The sequence below is a fragment of the Eubacterium ventriosum genome (genome assembly GCF_025150745.1).
Classification (GTDB): Bacteria; Bacillota; Clostridia; order Lachnospirales; family Lachnospiraceae; genus Eubacterium_G; species Eubacterium_G ventriosum.
The window spans coordinates 2,348,713-2,369,762 of sequence record NZ_CP102282.1 but is presented as its reverse complement, the minus strand read 5'-3'; the positions used below and the strand labels follow the sequence as shown (position 1 = coordinate 2,369,762).

18 protein-coding genes are annotated in these 21,050 nt (G+C 32.7%); 17 read left to right on the top strand and 1 reads right to left on the bottom strand.

What is annotated here, in order from left to right:
• Positions 1-70 precede the first annotated feature (70 nt).
• Positions 71-1,966 carry a BglG family transcription antiterminator gene (locus tag NQ558_RS10640; protein ID WP_005360480.1) on the bottom strand — a complete coding sequence of 632 codons (1,896 nt, stop codon included), beginning with the start codon at positions 1,964-1,966 and terminating at the stop codon, positions 71-73.
• Between the two features lie 179 nt (positions 1,967-2,145).
• Here NQ558_RS10640 and NQ558_RS10635 point away from each other — a divergent pair, with 179 nt between their 5' ends.
• The 17 genes from NQ558_RS10635 to NQ558_RS10555 all read left to right on the top strand — a co-directional run bounded on the left by NQ558_RS10635 (position 2,146) and on the right by NQ558_RS10555 (position 21,013).
• A complete protein-coding gene (locus NQ558_RS10635; protein ID WP_005360482.1) occupies positions 2,146-2,463 on the top strand; it encodes a PTS sugar transporter subunit IIA in 318 nt (105 codons plus the stop codon).
• Complete coding sequence (locus NQ558_RS10630; protein WP_005360489.1) at positions 2,463-3,872, top strand: glycoside hydrolase family 1 protein; 1,410 nt, start codon at positions 2,463-2,465, stop codon at positions 3,870-3,872. The genes NQ558_RS10635 and NQ558_RS10630 overlap by 1 nt, the downstream gene beginning before the upstream one ends.
• Positions 3,859-5,175, top strand: coding sequence for a PTS sugar transporter subunit IIC (locus NQ558_RS10625; protein ID WP_040446341.1), 1,317 nt, complete (start codon positions 3,859-3,861; stop codon positions 5,173-5,175). The genes NQ558_RS10630 and NQ558_RS10625 overlap by 14 nt, the downstream gene beginning before the upstream one ends.
• A gap of 31 nt (positions 5,176-5,206) precedes the next feature.
• On the top strand, positions 5,207-5,500 hold the full coding sequence (locus NQ558_RS10620; RefSeq protein WP_005360493.1) for a PTS sugar transporter subunit IIB: 294 nt from the start codon (positions 5,207-5,209) through the stop codon (positions 5,498-5,500).
• 59 nt (positions 5,501-5,559) lie between these two features.
• Positions 5,560-5,817 (top strand): HPr family phosphocarrier protein, encoded by a 258-nt coding sequence (locus NQ558_RS10615; protein ID WP_005360499.1) that lies wholly within the window; start codon positions 5,560-5,562, stop codon positions 5,815-5,817.
• A 239-nt stretch (positions 5,818-6,056) separates the two neighbouring features.
• Complete coding sequence (thrH, locus tag NQ558_RS10610) at positions 6,057-6,656, top strand: bifunctional phosphoserine phosphatase/homoserine phosphotransferase ThrH (protein WP_005360503.1); 600 nt, start codon at positions 6,057-6,059, stop codon at positions 6,654-6,656.
• A gap of 164 nt (positions 6,657-6,820) precedes the next feature.
• Positions 6,821-7,318, top strand: coding sequence for a hypothetical protein (locus NQ558_RS10605; RefSeq protein ID WP_156774959.1), 498 nt, complete (start codon positions 6,821-6,823; stop codon positions 7,316-7,318).
• 438 nt (positions 7,319-7,756) lie between these two features.
• On the top strand, positions 7,757-9,643 hold the full coding sequence (locus NQ558_RS10600; protein ID WP_040446344.1) for an ABC transporter ATP-binding protein: 1,887 nt from the start codon (positions 7,757-7,759) through the stop codon (positions 9,641-9,643).
• Complete coding sequence (locus NQ558_RS10595) at positions 9,637-11,460, top strand: ABC transporter ATP-binding protein (RefSeq protein ID WP_005360512.1); 1,824 nt, start codon at positions 9,637-9,639, stop codon at positions 11,458-11,460. Before NQ558_RS10600 ends, NQ558_RS10595 begins: the two co-directional genes overlap by 7 nt.
• A 428-nt stretch (positions 11,461-11,888) precedes the next feature.
• A complete protein-coding gene (locus NQ558_RS10590) occupies positions 11,889-12,116 on the top strand; it encodes a hypothetical protein (protein WP_005360518.1) in 228 nt (75 codons plus the stop codon).
• A 51-nt stretch (positions 12,117-12,167) separates the two neighbouring features.
• Entirely contained in the window at positions 12,168-13,172 is a 1,005-nt protein-coding gene (locus tag NQ558_RS10585; protein WP_040446347.1) for an Ig-like domain-containing protein, read from the top strand.
• A 29-nt stretch (positions 13,173-13,201) separates the two neighbouring features.
• Positions 13,202-14,002 carry an SDR family NAD(P)-dependent oxidoreductase gene (locus NQ558_RS10580; RefSeq protein WP_005360520.1) on the top strand — a complete coding sequence of 267 codons (801 nt, stop codon included), beginning with the start codon at positions 13,202-13,204 and terminating at the stop codon, positions 14,000-14,002.
• Between the two features lie 402 nt (positions 14,003-14,404).
• Positions 14,405-15,358, top strand: coding sequence for a hypothetical protein (locus NQ558_RS10575; RefSeq protein WP_005360522.1), 954 nt, complete (start codon positions 14,405-14,407; stop codon positions 15,356-15,358).
• Between the two features lie 55 nt (positions 15,359-15,413).
• Complete coding sequence (locus tag NQ558_RS10570; RefSeq protein WP_005360523.1) at positions 15,414-16,835, top strand: MBOAT family O-acyltransferase; 1,422 nt, start codon at positions 15,414-15,416, stop codon at positions 16,833-16,835.
• Between the two features lie 12 nt (positions 16,836-16,847).
• Positions 16,848-18,251 carry an alginate O-acetyltransferase AlgX-related protein gene (locus NQ558_RS10565; protein WP_005360524.1) on the top strand — a complete coding sequence of 468 codons (1,404 nt, stop codon included), beginning with the start codon at positions 16,848-16,850 and terminating at the stop codon, positions 18,249-18,251.
• A 147-nt stretch (positions 18,252-18,398) separates the two neighbouring features.
• The gene (locus NQ558_RS10560) at positions 18,399-18,983 is read left to right on the top strand and encodes a hypothetical protein (RefSeq protein WP_005360527.1); all 585 of its coding nucleotides are present in this window, start codon (positions 18,399-18,401) and stop codon (positions 18,981-18,983) included.
• A 287-nt stretch (positions 18,984-19,270) separates the two neighbouring features.
• A complete protein-coding gene (locus tag NQ558_RS10555) occupies positions 19,271-21,013 on the top strand; it encodes a glycoside hydrolase family 16 protein (protein WP_005360528.1) in 1,743 nt (580 codons plus the stop codon).
• Positions 21,014-21,050: the final 37 nt, after the last annotated feature.

Here is a 21,050-nt window from a genome sequence, read left to right as displayed (position 1 = left end):
AATCATTATTCAATCATTGCTTAAGCACAGGTTGAATAATGTCTTTGGGATACTGTGATCTTATAAAATTTTATTTTTCAAGAAGCTGATTCAAAAAATCCATTAAATTGTCAGACAAAACTAATTTATTTACTTTCTCAGGTTTTTCCAGAGTTTGAACAATACCATTATAAAGTTCCATAAATTTTTTTCTGTCATTTTGCTGAACAGCCAGCATAAGAACAATATGTATAACATGGTCATCCCACTGTATACCCGATTCACTTGTGAGAACGCAAATCATTGTATGGGTAGCATTCATGTCAAGGGCATGTGGAATTGCAAAAGTATCAAAAAAGCAAGTTGATGAAAGTTGCTCACGTTCTAAAACAGATTCAACAAAACCTTCTTCACACAATCCATAATCAATAACATTTTGTCCTAAAAATCTAATAACATCTTCTTTATTTCCAAAATCATTAGACTTGAAGAAAAGTTTTTCATCGAAAAAAGAGGACAAAATATTGTTGCGTTTAATTTTTTGCTTATTTTCCAAACATTTGTGAATGGCATTATCAACATTTATTTGGTCCATCATTGTAAAAAATGGAGAAACAACAATAACTTCTTTGCCGATGAGGTTTAACGGTTTTGTTGTTACAATTAAATCTGAATAAGCATTAATCAAAGCAGAACGATTATCAGTTGTAAATAATTTTAAAGTAATAAAATTCTGATAATTGTCTAATAATTTCTTTTCAATATTCGAATTAATATGATGGTAATCATGACATAAAAGCAGTACGGAAACTTTATCTGAATCACTGTTGGAAGATTCAATTAAGTAACCTATGTGTATGCTAATATATCCAATCTCAGAGTCAGCAATGCTAATATTATATTTTTTATTTAATTTCTGAGCAATGCTAACAGAAACATCATATATAAAAGGACAATTCTTTTTTATGTTATTTAAAAAGTCATTGCCTGAAGACTGTATACTGTTTGCTCTCTTAATTAAACCATGTATATGTAGGGCAAAACTATAAAGATATTCATCAAAGTTAATTTCCAACATATAAGAAGAAAATACATTTAACAAAATTTCACGGATTTCTTCAATAAAATCAGATGTCAAAATATCCTGTGAAACAGATTGTGCATCATTGCTTATAGGTTTGATTATGCCTTCAAGAAGTGATGAAATATAAAAAATATCATCTTCAGAAGGATCAATATTGCAATGGGCTGAGTACTGAGTGCATATTTCTGTAGCAATTTTTGATTCTACAGTTTCAGCCTTATCACTAATATTTCTTAAAGGTTCTGAAACATAGTGGTCGGTACGCATACGGTAAAGAGCAATAGTTATGTTTACAATTATGTTGTTGTAGTAAGCATTGTCGACGTAATAGTGATACTTATTGATTGAATTAAGAATAATAATTTTAATTTTGTCAACGTCAATTCCTTCAAAATAATTATTCAAATTATCAATACTGTTAAAGGCAGGATTGATTTCATCAAAAATAATTTTGTTTAAATATTTTCGCTTATTTAATTCATTTCCTGAAACAAAAACAGTATTATTAGTTCTGACTATTTTTAAATCAAAATCAGAAAGAGTATCATTAATCTTTTTAAAGTATTTTTCTAAAGTTGTGGTACTTATGTAAAGAACCTCTGCCAAATCATCAATGTTATAATGAGGATTATGGAAAAATACTTTTTTGACAATAATATGTTCTAAATTCTGCTCTTTTTCAATGGCGGTAAAATCCATTGTTTTATACAGATTATCATCAATCTTATAGCCTCTGTTAGTAGAAAGTATTAAATGCAGTACTTTGTTAATGGCAGAAACTTCAGATTGAATAGTTCTAAGTGAAACATTAAGAATCAGACTTAGAGATTTACCTGTAATGAAAGTATTGGAATTATGTATTTCCTTAATTATTTTTTTCTGACGATCAGTAAATCTATTCATACAAATATCTCCTTAAAAATATAAAATGTAATCATAAATTATTAAAGTAATTAAATTATACAACATTAGAAAAGTACAGGCAAATATATAGGTGCGGTGTACACCGCAAAAGATGATTTGTAAATGAAAAATTTATAAAATATAATAATGGCATAAACAAAAAACGAAAGGAGAAAGCAATGAATAGAGAAGAAGCACAGATGGTTGCTTTTCAGCTTATAAGTTATGCAGGAGATGCATTTTCATCATTCTTTAAAGCAGTTGAAAAAGCCAGAAATGGTGAGTTTGATGAGGCTGATGAGTTAATCAAAAAAGGAGAAAGTGAATTAACAAATGCTCACAATGCACAGACAGAGTTGCTGGCAAAGGAAGCTCAGGGAAAAGATATTGAGTATAGCATAATGTTAGTTCACGCACAGGACCATTTAATGACAACAATAATGTATGAACGTGTGGCAAAAGAGTTTATAACATTGTATAAGGAGAAATTAAGTTAATGGACAAAAAGTTTTTATGGGGAAGTGCCACTGCAGCATATCAATGTGAAGGCGCATGGAAAGAAGGCGGTAAGGGAATGTCTAACTGGGACACTTTCTGCCACAGTGAAAAAAACAATGTTAATCCTGTTACCGGCGATGTGGCAAATGACCATTATCACAGATACGAAGAGGACATTAGAATGTTAGCGGAAGGTAATCAGAATGCTTACAGATTTTCAATAGCCTGGACAAGAATTATTCCAAATGGAGTAGGCAAAGTAAGCAGAGAGGGAATAGATTTTTACAACAGAGTAATTGATACATGTAGAAAATATAATGTTGAACCCTTAGTTACTTTATATCATTACGATTTGCCACAACCAATGTTTGAACAGGGTGGCTGGGAAAACAGAGCCACAGTTGATGCATATGAAGAATATGTAAAAGTATGTTTTAAAGAGTTTGGAGATAAAGTTAATTACTGGGCAACAATTAATGAACCAAATTATGAAACACTTTGCTGTTATGGTTTTGGAAACTACCCTCCTAATGTTAAAAACTTGGAAAGACGTTGGAAAGCAATGTATCACTTAATGTTGGCAAGTGCAAGAGCCATTAAGGCATATAGAAATATGGGCTTTAAGGGAATGATTGGACTTGTAAGTGACAGTTATCCTATTGAGATTTTAAAAGATAATGAAGGTTATAGAGAAGCTAAAAGATTAGCTGATATTTTCTTTAATACATCTGTTAATGATACTTGCATAAAGGGATATTATCCTGATGAATACGTGTCACATCTTACAAAGTTAGGATATGATTTATCATATATGTTAGAGGAAGATAAGGAAGTATTTCAAGAAGGTACAGTTGATTACCTTGGAGTTAATGCCTATTGCAGATTTTTAGTTAAACCTTGTTCAGGTGGAGAAACAAAAATGGAAGCAAATAATACAGGTGATTCATCTAAAAACGAAGAGATGGAAATCAAGGATTGGTGTGCTTTAGATGATGATCCAAATACAGAAAAAACTCCTTGGGGAACTGAAATTTATCCTAAGTCAGTATATGATATGCTTATGGAGTTTAAAGAACTATATCCTGACACACCTATTATAGTTACAGAAAATGGTTTAGGTGAATATGATAAGGTGGAAAACGGAGAAATCCATGATCAATATAGAATTGATTTCTTACAGGGATATGTAGATTGGATTAAAAAGGCTATAGACAATGGTTGTGATTGCAGAGGGTATTTTGTATGGTCAACAATGGATGTGTATAGTTGGATAAACGGATACAAAAAGCGTTACGGCTTAGTATACATAGACTTTGATGATAATTGTAAGAGAATTCCAAAAGACAGTTATCATTGGTATAAAAAATTTATAAATGAAAAAGGAGGAAGTTACAATGGAAAAAATTAGTAACTGGATTGAAAAGAAGATATCTCCACTTGCAAATAAATTAGCAAGACAGAAATATCTTCAGGCTTTGCAAAACACATTCCTAGCTTTAATTCCACTATTTACTATAGGAAGTTTTGCTCTTATTATTATATCACCACCAATGGATTATACAACCATGGATTCAGGTGTACTTAAAGCAATTATGCACGGATGGGCAAATGTTGCCGCATTTACAGGACCGGCTTTGGGGTATGTTTACTCGGTAACAATGTCGTTAATTGCGCTTTGGTCATCAATAGGGTTAGCAATTAATTTAAGCAAACATTACAAAATGGAAAAGTCATGGGTAACTATTGCTGTCTCAGTTGCATCTTTTATGATTGCAGCAACTATGAATAAAGATGGAGCATTATCTTTTGATTATTTAGATGGAAAAGGATTGTTTACAGCGATTTTGGTAACTATTGTATCATTTGAATTATATAGATTTTTATCTGATAGAAAAATCGGATATATTAACTTGGAAGGTGGCGGAGTACCTCCTGCATTAGCTGAATCAATAGGAAACCTTGTGCCAATCGTAATTGTTTTGGTAGCAGTTGGAACAGTTAACGCAATATTATTAAACTTTACAGGTGCAGGGATTCCGGCAATTATGCAGCTTATTATGACACCTGTTGTTAAGATGGTAGACAGTGTTTGGGGAGTTGTTATATTAGCAGTAATTGTAATGATTTTCTGGTGGTTCGGTATTCATGATACTGTTATCACAGGACCATTGGATACATTCTTAATGAACAATTATACAGCAAACCAGGCCGCATTTGCAGCAGGAACAGCAGCAATAGCACTTCCATATATTGTTACAGAACCTTTCTGGTGGACATTTATGGCTATCGGTGGTAGTGGTGCAACATTAGGACTTGCAATTCTTACATTATTCAGTAAGTCAAAACAGATTAAAACAATTGGTAAGCTTGCAATTATCCCATCATTATTCAATATTAATGAACCGTTAATATTCGGATTGCCACTTATGTATAATTCAACAATGATGTTGCCATTTATAGTAGTAATGCCTTTAAATGGTGTAATTACATACATCGCCATGAGTACAGGAATTGTAGCAAAAACATTTGCATATGCAAGCTGGAATATGTTCTGTCCAATAGGTGGTCTAATTGATACAATGGACGTTAAGGCGTTGATATTGGTTTGCGTATTAATTATTATAGATATGATTATATACTTACCATTCTTTAAAATTTATGAGAAACAGAAAATTAAAGAAGAACAGCTGGAAGAAAGTGTTCAGGCATAAATACATTTAATTATGTGGAAAGGAGCAAGGCATGAAGATATTATTAGTTTGCAATGCAGGAATGAGTACGGGTATCATGAAAATGAAACTTGAGCAGGAAGCTAAGGCAAGAGGTTTAGAAGCAAGTGTTGATGCCACCCCTATGGTAGAGTTAGGCGATAATCTTGAAGAAACAAGCATTATTTTGTTAGGACCTCAGATTAGATTCGCATTAGATGACATTAAAAAACAGGCAGAAGGTATTCCTGTAATGGCAATTGCAGCTCAGGACTTTGGAATGATGAATGCAAAGAAAGTCCTTGATGAAGCATTAAAGGAATTATAAGACTAAGAAAGTATGAATAAAAGTAATTACGGAAATTATAAGTGTAAGGAGATGTAGTTATGATTCAAATAGACCATATAATAAATAATGTGGACGGATTGCATGCAAGACCAATAGCAGAATTGGCTGACATTGCGAAAAAACTTGGAACACAGATATTTATTCTTAAAGGAGAAAAAATAACAAATGTTGAAAACATTACAGAGGTTATATCTTTTGGAGCAAGATATGGTCAAAAAATAACTATTGTAGTAAATGGTTATAATGAAGATAATGCATCAGAATTAGTAAAAGAATACATAAAAAATAATCTGTAAATACATTAATAACTTTCAAATGCTATAAATGAAAATGGGTGTAGTAAAAACTATGCCCATTTTTTGACCTTAAATTAGTAGATTTGTAAAAGGTAAAAGTTTGTAAAATCATAAAAAAAGCAAATGAGTTACAAAGTAGCATATCATAACTTTTAGACAAATCAAAAAAAGTATGCTACAATGTTGAACTGTACAGTGTGAATGTACGACTTTTAATGGACTAAAGGAGAAACGAGAAAATGAATATTGTTTGTTTAGATTTAGAGGGAGTATTAGTTCCTGAAATATGGATTGCATTTGCAGAAGAAACAGGAATTCCTGAACTTAAGAGAACAACAAGAGATGAGCCTGATTACGATAAGCTTATGAATTATAGAATTAACATCTTAAAAGAGCACGGATTAGGACTTAAGGAAATTCAGGAAACAATTGCAAAGATTGATCCTATGCCTGGTGCAAAAGAATTTTTAGATGAATTAAGAGAGATTACTCAGGTAATTATTATTAGTGATACATTTACACAGTTTGCAGGACCTTTAATGAAGAAGTTAGGTTATCCTACAATTTTCTGTAACTCATTGGAAGTAGCAGAAGATGGAGAAATCACAGGATTTAAGATGAGAATTGAAAACTCAAAACTTACTACGGTAAAGGCATTGCAGTCAATCGGATATGACACAATTGCCAGCGGAGACAGCCACAATGACCTTGGAATGATTAAGGCAAGTAAGGCAGGATTTTTATTCAGAAGCACAGATGAAATCAAGAAAGAATATCCTGAACTTCCAGCTTTTGAAACATATGATGAATTAATGGCTGCAATCAAGGAAGCATTATAATATAAGAAATTTAAATTAAATCAGAGTAATAAAGAACTATGTTTGATACTGGAAATTTATTGTAGCATAGTTCTTTTTTTTTGCATTTATGGAAAGGATATAAACATATTATATTTGACCGAGCTGAATGCAAGGAATGCTTCTTGTCCAAAGGACAAGGAGATGTGGACTGGAGTGAAGCTAATAAACATCGCGTAAAACTTATATTTGTACCATATACGGTAATTCTTTTTTATATGGTACAGAGTTGTTCAGGTTTGAACTGGAAGAAGCTAATATCTGTACCATATATGAAAATTCTTGCTCGTATGGTACAGATTTTTTCTGATTTGAGCTGGGACAAACTTATATTTGTACCATATATGAGATTTCTTGCTCATATGGTACAGATTTGTTCTGATTTGAGATTGAACAAGCTTGTATTTGTACTATATATGAAATTTGTTGCTCGTATGGTACAGATTTGTTCTGATTTGAGATTGAACAAGCTCGTATTTGTACCATATGTAAAATTTCTTGCTTGTATGGTACAGATTTCTTCTGCGTTAAGCAGGAACAAGCTAATATCTGTACCATATTTGAAATTTCTTGTTCGTATGGTACAACCTTACCTCACAGAATATGAGAACTCGGTTCTATGTGGTAGTTACATATTAGTTTGAATATGATGAATCTTTGTATCTGCCACATAAAAAGAGAAAACTTAATCATATGGGGCAATTCATATTATTTTCAATAACAATGAATCTTGAAATCTACCCCATAGTATGCATAAACTTGCTTCTATGGGGTAATTACCTACTTGAATTGAATTAACCTTGTCTTCTACCAAACTACATAAACTGGAAGTTTAAATAGTTTCCCAAAATCATATATATTATGTTATACTGTTTTTAGTGTAGAAAAGAGGGAGTATTGAAAAATCAATAATTTATTCTAATCAAATTCTAAATTTGTTAAGATCTATTATTTATCCCCGAAAAGTTCGTTGCAAAAAGAGTTGTAAGAGTTGCAAAAAAAGTTGCATAGAGTTGCGAAAATTAAAAGAGTTGCAATAGTTACCATAGAACCCCACAATGAAAGTAAAAGAGGGAATGTATATGAAGAAAATATTGGAGGCAATTAAGAATTTCTTTTCTGCATCTCACGAAAGGGAGCGAAAAGGAATACAGGCGACTAAGCATGGAATGTTTAACAATTTCGTATATGCAGTAAAGCTGACATGGCAGTTAAACAATCAGTTCATTATAGCAATGATTGTAATGGGAGTATTGTCGGCATTGTATATGCTTATTGGAATTTATATTCCAAAGATTGTATTGGCATTAGTAGAAAATAAAGTTACAACAGACACAATGATAAAAGTGTTGGTAGCAGTGGGAATTATAATTCTTGTAGTAAAGCTTATTAACACAAAGGCTCAATATGTAGGTGAGTATGCCTGGGACAAGGTATATAAGGGGTTAGTTTCAAAATATCTTAGAAAATCATTTACAACAGATTTTAAAAATATGGAAAATCCGGATTTCCTTGATTTGATTGAAAGATCAAAACATGCAATGTATAACTATCAGGGAATTAGTGGTTACTGTAAAAGAGGAAGTAATATTCTTTCAAATATTGTACTTGTAGTTATAGCAGGTGCGGCAATAGCAGTAATTAATCCTTTGATAATTTTGGTGCTGGTAGTTATTTCATATTTTATATATAAAATCCTTGATTCAACAATGGAGTGGACGAAAGTAAATTTTAGAGATGCAATGTCATCTAATTTTAGAAAAAATTATTATTTTTCTTCCACAGCAAGAGATTTTAAATATGCCAAAGACATAAGATTATTTAAAATGCAGGATTTTATTGAACAGACGTGGAAAGACATAAATACAGTTTATTATGCAGCCTGCAAAAAAAATCACAGAAAATGGGTAATGTGCGAGGCAAAGATGAGTTTTCTTCGCCTTTTTCAGAATTTATTACTATACGTAGTATTGATTTATATGGTTTTAAATAAGGGAATGAGCATTTCTGATTTTGTTTTATACATAGGTTTGGTTGCATCATTTTCCACAGCTATGACAGATATGTTTTGCAATATGGTTTGGATGAATATGAACCGAATGGAACTTGACGATTTTAGAACATTTATGGACTGGAATGAGGACAAGCCTGACATTGAAAAAGGTCAGGGCGTAAGTAAGAATATAGGCTTGAAGCAATTTGAGTTTAAATTTGAAAATGTATCTTTTAAATATCCGGGACACGAAAAATATGTTCTAAAGAATATTAATCTGACTATTGAAGCGGGAAGCAAGTTGGCGGTAGTTGGTATTAACGGCGCAGGAAAAACAACTTTAACAAAGCTTCTTATGAGACTTTATGAGCCAACAGAGGGAAGGATTCTTCTTAATGGAGTTGATGTAAAGAAGTATGACAGAGATACATATTTTAAAATATTTGCGCCTGTGTTCCAAAACATTGAAATTTTTGCTTTTCCGGTATGGCAGAATATTTCAATGAAGCCTGAAAATGAGACGGACAAAAACAGAACAATGGAGGCTTTGGAAAGAAGTGGTTTGGATGAAAAGATTAACAAATATGAAAACAAAATAGACACTATGCTTCTTAGAATATTTGACCCTAACGGTGTTGATTTGTCAGGTGGAGAAAGACAAAGACTTGCCATGGCAAGGGCGCTTTATCAGAACAGAGAAGTTCTTGTTTTGGATGAGCCGACAGCGGCACTTGACGCATTGGCAGAAGACAGAATGTATCAGGAATTTAATCAAATGGTAAAGGGAAAGACTGCTATTTTTATTTCACACAGACTTTCAAGTACAAGATTTTGTGACAAAATAGTTATGTTTGAAGATGGCAGAATTATTGAAGAGGGTACTCATGAACAGCTAATTAAAACCAATGGAAAATACAGAAATATGTTCCAGGTTCAGGCTCAATATTACAAAGATAAGGAGGGTGAGGTATGTTAAACAAATTTTTTGGCGGAATAAAAGATATTTGGTTTTGCACAAAATATTTTGCAAAGTTTGCATGGAAACATCTTCCTATATATTATTTATACATATTAATGTCAGTCATAATCAGTACGGCAGGACCTTTTGTTTCAATTATTGGCTCAAAGTATTTGATTAACGAGATTGTATATGAGCAGAACAGAAACATGAATATGATAATATTCTGGGTTGCGTTCATATGTATTGGTACATACATTCACGTAGTAGGAAACAAGTTTGCCAATGAGAAGCAGAATTATTGTAATGACCAGTTTGACAGAATGCTTCATATGGAAATTAGTTCTAACACTATGAAAATGAAGTTTGAATACACGGAAAATTCAGAAATGTTAGACAGTATAAATAAAGCAGGACGTGCATTTGAGCAGACAAATTTAATTCAGGGACTTACAGATGGTATAGTAGGACTTTTGAGTAATATTTTAGTCCTTGCAGGTGTTATTTACATAGTAGTTAAATGCTCTGTGTGGCTGATAATTCCTGTATTGTTAAGCTTCGTAGTTAACACATATATAACAATGAAAACAACAAAAATAAAGGAACAGTATTTTTCAGAAGCTATGGAAATGGACCGTGTTGTTGATTATTATATTGATGAACTTACAACAGGTGAATATGCTAAGGACATTAGAATATATCTTTCAGACGATATGATTATAGACAACCAGAAAAAGCAGAGCAACGGCATTTATAATCTGTCAAAGAAAAGTGAAATGAAAATATGGAATAAGGATAAAGCCGCAGTAATGACAACAGAAGTCTGCGATATTGTAGTTTATATTATTCTTGGCATAAATACTTTGACAGAAAAGATTGCAGTAGGTGATTTCAGCAGTTTGGTACAGGCTATACTTAAGTTTACGGAAGCACTTAATGGTATTTCAAGAGGCTTGTTGGAATTAAAATATACGGCATCAGTTTTGAAATATTATATTGATTACATAGAACAGGCAGAAATCGACAGAAAATACGAAGAAAGCAAAAATGCAGTAGTTCCTAATATTAATAATGGTGTTTCAATTGAATTTAAAAATGTAAGTTTTAAATATCCTAATACAGATGTTTATATTCTAAAAAACATAAATACAATAATTCATTCAGGAGAGCACTTATCAATAGTAGGAAAAAACGGTGCAGGAAAAACAACCTTCATAAAATTACTTTGCAGACTGTACGAAGTAACGGAAGGAGAAATACTTGTAAATGGAGTGAATATAAACGACATAGAATACTCCAAATATCTTGATTTGCTTTCAGTAGTATTTCAGGATTACAAACTTATGGCATTTTCCATAAAAGACAACATAGATATGGGACAAAACAAATATCCAGATGTTGAGAATAAGATAAATGAACTATGTGAAATAGTAGAAATAGACAGTTGGATTAACTCATTGAAAGACAAACAAAATACAAATTTATACAAGATGTTTGATGAATCGGGAATAGAGCCGTCAGGCGGGCAGGCACAAAAACTTGCAATAGTTCGAGCCCTGTACAAAGACTCACCAATAGTAGTACTTGATGAACCAACAGCAGCACTAGATCCAATTGCTGAATTTGAAGTATATAACAACTTCGATAAACTGGTAGGAGGCAAAACTGCAGTCTACATATCACATAGACTATCATCATGCCGATTCTGTGACAGAATAATAGTATTTGATGGCGGTACAATAATAGAAGACGGAAGCCATGACAAACTAATGGAAAACCAAAAAGGCTTCTATTACAATATGTACAATACACAGGCAAAACACTACCAAAATTAAGAATAAATATTGTATAATAATCAATTCTAATTAAAAGGGCACGATGCTAATTAGTTTATTGCAATACGCTAATCAGCATTGGAGCCCTTTTTGCGTTATGCACCCGACATTTCAAAAAGGCTATTTTTCGGGGTATACTCACCTAAAAAGCAATCAAATTTATATAACATATAGTTTGAGTTTGCAATAAACGTACCCCGCTATTTCAAGTTGCCCGTTTTTTTAGGTACATTCGCAAAACTATCATACCATCAAATCTTATTCATATTACATAGCCTAGATTGAATATCGTTGACACATAACTAACTTTACTGTTAAGATTTATAATAAGTTCAGAAATTTTTTATTAGCAAACAATAAGTAAATTAACGTGTTTGCATAAAAAAATCTGAATTTATTTGGAAAAGTTAGCGGAAAGGAGAAAAACAATGAATCCATTAGATATGATGAAATTTAAAGGCATGTTTGAAAAGTTTGTCACACGCCATCCAATGCTTCCAAAATTTTTTGCAAGAATCCAGCCGGAAGTAAAAGAAGGCAGTGTAATCGAACTAACTGTTACCCCACCTGACGGTGAACCATTAAAGGCTAATATTAAGGTACAGGCTGAGGATATGGAGCTACTGCAAATGATAAAAAATATGCAACAAAAATAAAGAAAACGTACCATAAATGTGTTATAATCAGGGGTATGAAGGAGAGACAAAGTGAAGGATATAGTTAAGAGTACATTGACAGGAATTATATTAGTATTTTGTGTAGTGTTTGCCTTGATGATACAGACTAATGCAGCAGAATCAGATTTGGATAATTCAGATAATAACGATATAAGTCAGACTATTGGGAATGCAGGAGAGTTGCAGAAAGATGAAAGTGTAACTACAACACTTTCAGAGAAACATGGGTGTGAATATTATAAGATAATTATAGACGAAGAAAGCAAAGTTATTATCAATTATAAATCCAATGCAGGACAGTCCACTTTTCAACTATATGACAACCAATTGTCTCTTATAAAAGAAGAAAAAGTTAAAGGCGGAAGATATCGAAAATCAGTTAAGTATAGCGAAGAGATTACTTTAAAGCCTGGTGTGTATTACATAAAAGTATTAACTGAAGATGAGGAGAGCACAGGAAAGTATAAGAGAATATATTCAATATCTTATTCATTTAATAATTACGTGAAAAGCATAACCGTTACAGGAAATAAGACGGTTTCAGTTAACAAAACAATAAGAATGAAGGCTATTGTAAAACCTGACAATGCAACTGCAAAAGATATTGAGTGGGAAGTAAGTAATACGGGAAGTGCTGTTATTGATACAAACACAGGAATTTTAAGAGCTTATAAACCGGGAAAAGTCAATGTAATAGCTAAGGCAACAGACGGAAGTGGTGTAAAAGCAACTTTTACTGTTATAATTAAACCATCAAAAGTCTCAAATTTAAAAATTAAACGTACAGGCAGGAAGAAAATTAAAGTAAGCTGGTACAATGTTTATAATGCATCCGGATATCAGCTTCAATATGGTCGAAGAAAGTCAACATCCAGAGCCAAATATAGAAGAATTTCTGCAAGAAAGAGTACAGGAACTTTATCAAAAATAAAAAATAGAAAGAATTATTTTGTAAGGGTAAGAGCATATTATAAGTCAGACAATAAGAATTATTATGGTGACTGGAGTTCTTACAAAAAAATTAATATAAAGTAATAGTAACATATTTTGTAGGAGGTAATGATATGGCTACATTGAAAGGGAAAACAGCAATTATTACAGGCGGAGGAAGAGCAGTCTTAAGCGACGGAAGTTGTGGATCTATAGGATATGGTATAGCTACAGCATATGCCAAGGAAGGTGCCAATCTTGTAATTACAGGTAGAAATGTTAAAAAGCTTACTGATGCCAAGGAAGAATTAGAAGAAAAATATGGAATTAGGGTTCTTCCGGTCCAGGCAGACATAAGTGCAGGTGCTGATAATGAAGCATTAGCTGAAAGCGTTGCAAAGCAGGCAATGGATGCCTTTGGAAGAATTGATGTGTTAATTAATAATGCACAGGCATCTGCCTCAGGTGTAACATTGGCAGACCATACAACTGAACAGTTTGATTTAGCAGTTTACTCAGGATTATATGCAACATTTCATTATATGAAGGCATGCTATCCATATTTGAAAAAAACTAAGGGGTCAGTTATCAACTTTGCATCAGGCGCAGGTTTGTTTGGAAATTATGGCCAGTGCGCATATGCGGCGGCTAAGGAAGGAATCAGAGGTTTGACAAGAGTTGCAGCAACAGAATGGGGACCGGATGGAATTAATGTTAACATTGTTTGCCCACTAGCATGGACAGCACAACTTGAAAACTTTGAAAAAGCTTATCCGGAAGCATTTAAGGCTAACGTTAAAATGCCACCTATGGGACATTATGGCGATGTAGAAAAAGAAATCGGTCGTGTTTGCGTTCAGCTTGCTTCACCGGATTTTAAATTTATGACAGGCGAAACAATAACATTGGAAGGTGGACTTGGACAGCGTCCGTAAAACATATCGTAAAAATATAATTTAAATGATTATAGAAAAACTATTTTCATAAGGTAAATCTGATTCATAGATTGTTCTTTTGGAACATCGAAGCCAGATTAAATAAATGTTATGAAAATAGTTTTTTCTTTGTTAAAAATGTAACGAAAATGTAATAAGATTATTCCAAAATGTAGCCTAAATGTAGTTAAAATATGACATTAAGAAACAATATAAAAATATTACAAAATTACGGAAAAAACAGCTTGAAAATAAAACTTTTAGTGCTATTATGTACATAGCAAATATCACAATGACATCACATGATATTACTTGATTAAAATATGGGGAAGGTTATCTGATATTTTACGATTGACATAACGGGATAACTAAGGTTATGGAAAATGAAGGGAGCACAGAAAGATGAAAGAGAAGAACACAAGAATGAAAAAGATGACACAGAAAATAATGATTTTTCTGGTAGTAATGATTTGCGTAGGAATGATAAGCGCAGTAACGACGACAGCAGTAACAAATGACAAAACACCAACTACAACAAATCAGGCGGAAAACAAAAGTAACGTAACGAAAACAACTGTAAACAAAAACAATACAGATTTAAACAATAAAGAAACTGTAAACAAAAATAACACAGATTCAAATAATAAAAAAATAAAAGCAAACAGTAAGAAACAGAAAAAACCTGTTGCAAAATTTAAAACTAAAAAGGGCAAGACTTATTGCAAGATATCAGGCAAAAAAATAAAGAACCAGTTAGTTACAGTAAAGAATAAAACATACCTTTTTGATAAAAAAGGAGTAATGGTTACAGGTTGGGCTAAGTACAAAAAGGACTATTACTATTTCGGACGTACTAATGGAAAGATGGCTAAGAAATGTACTGTTGACGGCATTAAACTTGACAAAGCCGGAAAGGCTAAGCAGACTGACCTTAGTGTTGCCAAAATCAAAACAATGATGAGAGCAAGAAAGCAGTTAAAGGAATTATGCAAATATACAGATACAAAGCAGCAGAAACTAAGAAAATGTTTTGACTGGATTGCAAAACGTCCATATAAGAGATATAGATTCCTTAAAAAGATTTATAAGCAGAAAGGTTGGGAGTCAACTTTCGCAGACGATATTTTTATCCACGGAGATGGCTGTTGTGTTTCAGAATCAGCAGCACTTGCATTTTTACTTCACGAAGCAGGATACAAGGATGTTTATGTGGCACATGATTCAGAACATGCATGGGTTGAATTAAACGGAAAAGTATATGATGCTTTATTTGCAAGAGCAAAGGATTATAACAAGTACTATAATTTATCGTATAAGAATTACAATTGTCATCCGGTAGACAAGAGAAAAATCTAATAAAAACATAGATAAGACGTTAAAAAATACAGACAACGTTTACGAGGAGCAGATTATGGTTTTTAGTTCGGCAATATTCCTTTTTGTGTTTTTGCCTATTGTCTGCGCATTATATTTTATAGTGCCGGGAATAAAGGGGAAGAATACATTATTGATTATCGCAAGCCTAATATTTTATGCATTTGGAGAACCAATATATGTATTATTAATGATTGGTTCAATAATAGCTAATTACATATTTGGTTTGATGGAGGGAAGATTTAGTAAGGCTAATAATATAGCAGGAAAAAAGATTGTCTTAATAATAGCAGTTATTTGTAATATAGGTGTGCTGTGTGTGTTTAAATACACAGCATTTATCTTGGAAAATATTAATTATGCAGGAAGACTTAATATAAAGATTCCGGGAATTGCCCTGCCAATAGGAATTTCATTTTTTACATTTCAGGCATTGTCATATGTAATTGATGTGTACAGAAATCCTGAAATGGTTCAGAAGAATCTATTTAACCTGATGCTTTATGTATCATTCTTTCCGCAACTTATTGCCGGACCTATTATCAGATACAATGAAATAGCGAAACAGATTAACAACAGAACAAGCAGTATTGAAAAAACAACTGAAGGAATTAGCAGATTTATAAGAGGCCTTACAAAGAAGCTTATTATTGCAAATGCCACAGGATATATGGCGGATTCAATATTTGCATTAAAGATTACCGATTATAATTTCCTTGTGGCATGGGTTGGAGCAATAGCCTATACACTTCAGATTTATTATGATTTTAGTGGATATTCTGATATGGCAATAGGAATGGCAAAAATATTTGGTTTTGAGTTTAATGAAAACTTTAACCACCCATACAGCGCAAAAGGAATAAAGGATTTTTGGCGAAGATGGCATATTTCCCTATCACTTTGGTTTAGAGAATATGTTTACATACCTTTAGGTGGAAATCGAAAAGGAAAGTTTAGATGTGAATTTAACAAGATGATAGTATTTCTTCTGACAGGAATATGGCACGGAGCCAACTGGACGTTTGTAATATGGGGATTAATCCACGGAGTTGCCAATGTAATAGAAGACACATTGGGCAGTATAATTAAAATAAAAAATAACATTATAAAAAATATTATTACATGGATAGTTGTGGTTTGCGGATTTGTAATGTTCAGGGCAGATTCAGTAGGACTTGGTCTTACGATGTTAAAAACAATGTTTACCGGCTTTAATATGGAAGTAAAGTCAATCAGCTTTGTGGCAGGACTTCTTAGTCCATATTATATATTTGTTATAATAATGGCAATTATTTTTGCATATCCGTTAAGACAGAAGTTGGAAAATACCATTTCTAAAAAGATTGGCAGCAACATAAATGAAACAATAATTCACATAGCAGATATAGGATTACTACTTGTATGTATTATAAGTCTTGCAACAGCAACCTATAATCCGTTTATTTATTTTAGATTTTAAGAGGTGACCGAAATGAAGAAAAAAATATTTGTAATAATATTTTTCTGTTTACTGTGTCTACCATCTCTTGGAATGTTATTTTTTAAAACAGATGTAAGCGTGGAGCAGAGACAGGTACAGATTTTCCCGTCAATTAAGACAGGCGGAAAGTTAAATGTAAAGTTTTTTGATCAGTTAAACGACTATTTTTCAGACAATTTTGCTTTTAGGCAGAATTTAATTGAAGCAGATGCTATAATAAAGAAGAATGTTTTCAGACAATCAGGAAATGAGAAAGTTATAGTTGGCAGTAAAGGCTATTTGTTTTTCAGTGAAACATTAGATGATTATCTTGGACAAAATACTTTGTCAAAAAGAGAAATCTATTCCTGTGGAAGAGTTTTATCTTTATTGCAGGAAAATGTGGAACAGAACAACAGACAGTTTCTATTTGTAATAGCACCAAATAAGAACTCGCTTTATCCTGAATATATGCCAAAGCGATACATAAAAACAAGTGAGCAGAATAATTACAGCTTATTACAGGCAGAAATGAAAAAAGAAAATATAAACACAGTTGATTTAAAGAAAATGTTCATTGATTCCGGAAAAGAAGTATATCACAAGCTGGATAGCCATTGGAATAATCAGGGAGCGGCAATGGGCTGTAATGCCATACTTAACTATTTAGGAAAAGACCACTACGATTATACTAATGAAAGGCACACCATAAAGAAAAACTTTTCAGGGGACTTGTATGGAATGTTATTTCCAAAAGGAAACAAAAAAGATACAAATGTAATCTACAATAAAAAAAGTTCGTACAAAGTAACTTCAAACAACAAAAAAGTTACAGATATATCAATTGAAACAGAAAGCAAAGACAAAAAAGAATCAATTGTAATGTACCGTGACTCATTTGGAAATGCTTTAATACCGTTTGTGGCAGATGAATTTCACAATGGCTATTTTACAAAGGCAGTTCCATACAACTGGAATCTGCAAAATGAAAAAAAAGCAGACAAAGTAGTAATTGAACTTGTAGAAAGACACATACATTCACTTATAGAAGAGGCACCATATATGGCAGCCCCATTAAGAGCAGGTAACTTAAACACAATGGAAGTAAACAGCAATACAACTGCAGAAATTGGCGATGATGAAGAATATGTACCAATAAGTGGAAAAGTGGATTCAAAATACATAGACGACGATAGCAAAATCTATGTACGCCTAAAAAGTGAAGACAATGAATACACATATGAAGCATTTCCGGCACCAATAGACGTAACGTCAAAAAATGAAGGATATGACTACGGCATGTACTTAGACACATCCCAAGTAGAAGCAGGAACATACGACATAGATGTAATAACCCAGAAGGATAACAAATACTATTCTTCCGGTGTAAAAACATCATTAGAACTAGAAGAATAAAAAACTTAATATACGTCGGTATATTTCAAAACAAGAAAATCAACGTGTTTGCGTTAAAAAATGTTTTGGAATGTTAAAAAATGTTTTGGAATATGGAATAACGTATATTAAGTTGTTAAATATTGTAAGTTAAGGAGATAATAGAGAATGAGAAAGTATTTTATGATTGGAACTGTTATGGTAGCCATGGTTTTAACAGTAGGTTGTGGAAATGGCAAGAAGGAAGAGGCAACTACAGCTGTAGCAACTACGGTTGCAGAAACAACTGTGCAGGAGACTACTGTGGAGGAAACAACTACTGTTGCTGAAAATACAGCTGTGGAAGAGGCTACTACAAAGGCAAAAAAGAAAACAAAGAAGAAGGCTGATAAGGGTGAAACAGCCATTATGAAAAAAAATAAAGAAGAAACAACGGAGAAGGTAACAGAGACGGCTACTGAAAAGGTAACTAAAAAGGTTGAAACCACAACTAAGAAGGCTAAGAAGGTTGTAAAGAAGAGTTCTGAAAAGGCAACTAAGGCTAAGTCAAATAGCAATGGTAAGAGTACTGCTAAAAAGTATATTGGAAAGAATATGGATGAGTTAGTAGCTGCAATTGGAAAGTATAAGAGTATGGATAAGGATAAGAGCTGTCTTGAAGAAGGTGAGTATGATGGCTTCTTCTATTATGATGGTTTTACAGTATCTGCTACAACTAAGAATGGTCAGTGGATTATTAATTCAGTAGATTAATTTTCATACTGATTTATTTACAAAGATTTGTTTATATAGATTTATTCATATATATTTATTTACATAGATTTATCATAGAATAATATTAAAATAATTACATATTAAGTAAAATAGCACGTGGAAATTACCTGCGTGTTATTTTTTTGTGCAAAATAACAATAAACTCTTGCGAAAAACGTTTTTATTTGTTTAGATATATTATGGAATCAAAAGGTATTTTACTACCTATGTTTGAATAATGGTGGACGAAGACCTTGGAACGTATAATTAAAATTAAGGAGAATGATATGAAGAAGAGTTTATTGACAAAGGCTTTATTGACATTTTCTGTCATTGGAACGGTATTTGCTTTTAGTAATACTGTTAAAGCAGCAGACAATTATGAATTGGTTTGGTCAGATGAGTTTAATGGTAATTCTCTTGACACCAACACATGGAACTATGAAATAGGAACAGGAAGCTGGGGCTGGGGTAATAACGAACAGCAGTATTATACTGACAGAAATATTACGGTAAGTAATGGTACTATGAAGATTACAGCCAAGCGTGAAGACTATGGCAGAATGAAATATACATCTTCAAGAATTACAACAAAGAATAAGAAGAACTTCAAATATGGAAAGATTGAAGCGAGAATTAAAATGCCAAAGTTTAAAGGTGTTTGGCCTGCGTTTTGGATGCTTGGAGCAAATCAGGATTCTGTAGGTTGGCCTAAATGTGGTGAAATAGACATTATGGAAGCAATTAATGATGAAAATCTTGTATATGGAACATTGCATTGGTTTAATGATCCGGGAAATAATAACGCAGATTCAGGAAGTCAAGTAGCAGTGGCAGACAGAACAGAATATCATGTATATGGAGTTGAATGGACAGCAGACAAGTTAAGATGGTATGTGGATGGTAAAGTTTATAGAACGATGGATGTTTCAAACGACTCATTTAGCGAGGTAAGAAAGGAATACTTTATTATCTTTAATATGGCAATTGGCGGTCAGTGGCCGGGATATGACATTGATGAAACAGCTTTCCCGGCAACAATGGAAGTTGACTGGGTTAGAGCATATAAGAAAGTTGAAGAAACAACAACTAAGTATACGGGACCTATGATTACTGTAACAGAAGATGCTGTTGAAACATGTAGTGAAAAATGGGGGTCTTATTTCGGCTCTGACTGGGCAGGGGCTTCAGGTACATCAAAATCTACAGACAAAGCAGTAACAGGCGCAACAATGAACATTACATCAATAGGTAATTCACAGTGGGGAGTTCAGCAGTACTTAAAAGGATTACATTACTATCCGGGCAGAACATATAACTATAGTTTTACAATGACATCTGATGTGAATAAGAGGGTTTTTGTAAAAGTAGCTGGAGATGGCGACGAAGAAATATTTGGTGAATATATTGACTTAAAAGCCAGAGTGCCTTATAACTTCTCAAGACAAGTAACTTTGGCAGAAGATATGGAAGGCGTCCTTGACTTATACTTTGGAATGGGAAAGTGTGATGGTGATGCAGCAGCAACTAATTCAGCAGCAAACATTACTTTATCTAATGTATCATTTAAGACAACAACACAGATTCCTGATCCTAATTATAATAAAGGAGAAAGCACAACAAATAAAACAACACTACCAAGTGAAGAAAAGACAACAACTAATAATGGAGTGACAACAACGGGGAATAGAGTAACAACAACTGGTAATGGAGTGACAACTACATCTAAGGTTGTAGTAAGCAGGCCGGGAAAAGTAAGCGTAAAAAAGGTAGTACGTTCAAAGAACAACAGAAATATTAAGATAAATATTAAAAAGGTAAAAGGTGTTACAGGCTATCAGATAAAATATTCAACAAACAAAAAGTTGAAAAAGGCTAAAACAGTAACAACAAAATCTGTAAAAAAGACTTTGAAGAAACTTAAGAAGAAAACTTATTATATTCAGGTACGTGCATATGTAGTTAAGTCAGGCAATGTGAAAGTAACAGGTGATTGGAGTAAAATTAAGAAAGTTAAAGTAAGAAAATAGTAAAAATAATAGAAAAATTAAATTAGGAAGAATTGAA

Excerpts from the sequence above, each read along its gene's own strand:
- thrH (WP_005360503.1), top strand. The coding sequence starts at position 6,057 with ATGAATATTGTTTGTTTAGATTTAGAGGGAGTATTAGTTCCTGAAATA.
- NQ558_RS10615 (WP_005360499.1), top strand. The coding sequence starts at position 5,560 with ATGATTCAAATAGACCATATAATAAATAATGTGGACGGATTGCATGCA.
- NQ558_RS10570 (WP_005360523.1), top strand. The coding sequence starts at position 15,414 with ATGGTTTTTAGTTCGGCAATATTCCTTTTTGTGTTTTTGCCTATTGTC.
- NQ558_RS10560 (WP_005360527.1), top strand. The coding sequence starts at position 18,399 with ATGAGAAAGTATTTTATGATTGGAACTGTTATGGTAGCCATGGTTTTA.
- NQ558_RS10580 (WP_005360520.1), top strand. The coding sequence starts at position 13,202 with ATGGCTACATTGAAAGGGAAAACAGCAATTATTACAGGCGGAGGAAGA.
- NQ558_RS10575 (WP_005360522.1), top strand. The coding sequence starts at position 14,405 with ATGAAAGAGAAGAACACAAGAATGAAAAAGATGACACAGAAAATAATG.
- NQ558_RS10565 (WP_005360524.1), top strand. The coding sequence starts at position 16,848 with ATGAAGAAAAAAATATTTGTAATAATATTTTTCTGTTTACTGTGTCTA.
- NQ558_RS10620 (WP_005360493.1), top strand. The coding sequence starts at position 5,207 with ATGAAGATATTATTAGTTTGCAATGCAGGAATGAGTACGGGTATCATG.
- NQ558_RS10630 (WP_005360489.1), top strand. The coding sequence starts at position 2,463 with ATGGACAAAAAGTTTTTATGGGGAAGTGCCACTGCAGCATATCAATGT.
- NQ558_RS10625 (WP_040446341.1), top strand. The coding sequence starts at position 3,859 with ATGGAAAAAATTAGTAACTGGATTGAAAAGAAGATATCTCCACTTGCA.
- NQ558_RS10555 (WP_005360528.1), top strand. The coding sequence starts at position 19,271 with ATGAAGAAGAGTTTATTGACAAAGGCTTTATTGACATTTTCTGTCATT.
- NQ558_RS10595 (WP_005360512.1), top strand. The coding sequence starts at position 9,637 with ATGTTAAACAAATTTTTTGGCGGAATAAAAGATATTTGGTTTTGCACA.
- NQ558_RS10600 (WP_040446344.1), top strand. The coding sequence starts at position 7,757 with ATGAAGAAAATATTGGAGGCAATTAAGAATTTCTTTTCTGCATCTCAC.
- NQ558_RS10590 (WP_005360518.1), top strand. The coding sequence starts at position 11,889 with ATGAATCCATTAGATATGATGAAATTTAAAGGCATGTTTGAAAAGTTT.
- NQ558_RS10635 (WP_005360482.1), top strand. The coding sequence starts at position 2,146 with ATGAATAGAGAAGAAGCACAGATGGTTGCTTTTCAGCTTATAAGTTAT.
- NQ558_RS10640 (WP_005360480.1), bottom strand. The coding sequence starts at position 1,966 with ATGAATAGATTTACTGATCGTCAGAAAAAAATAATTAAGGAAATACAT.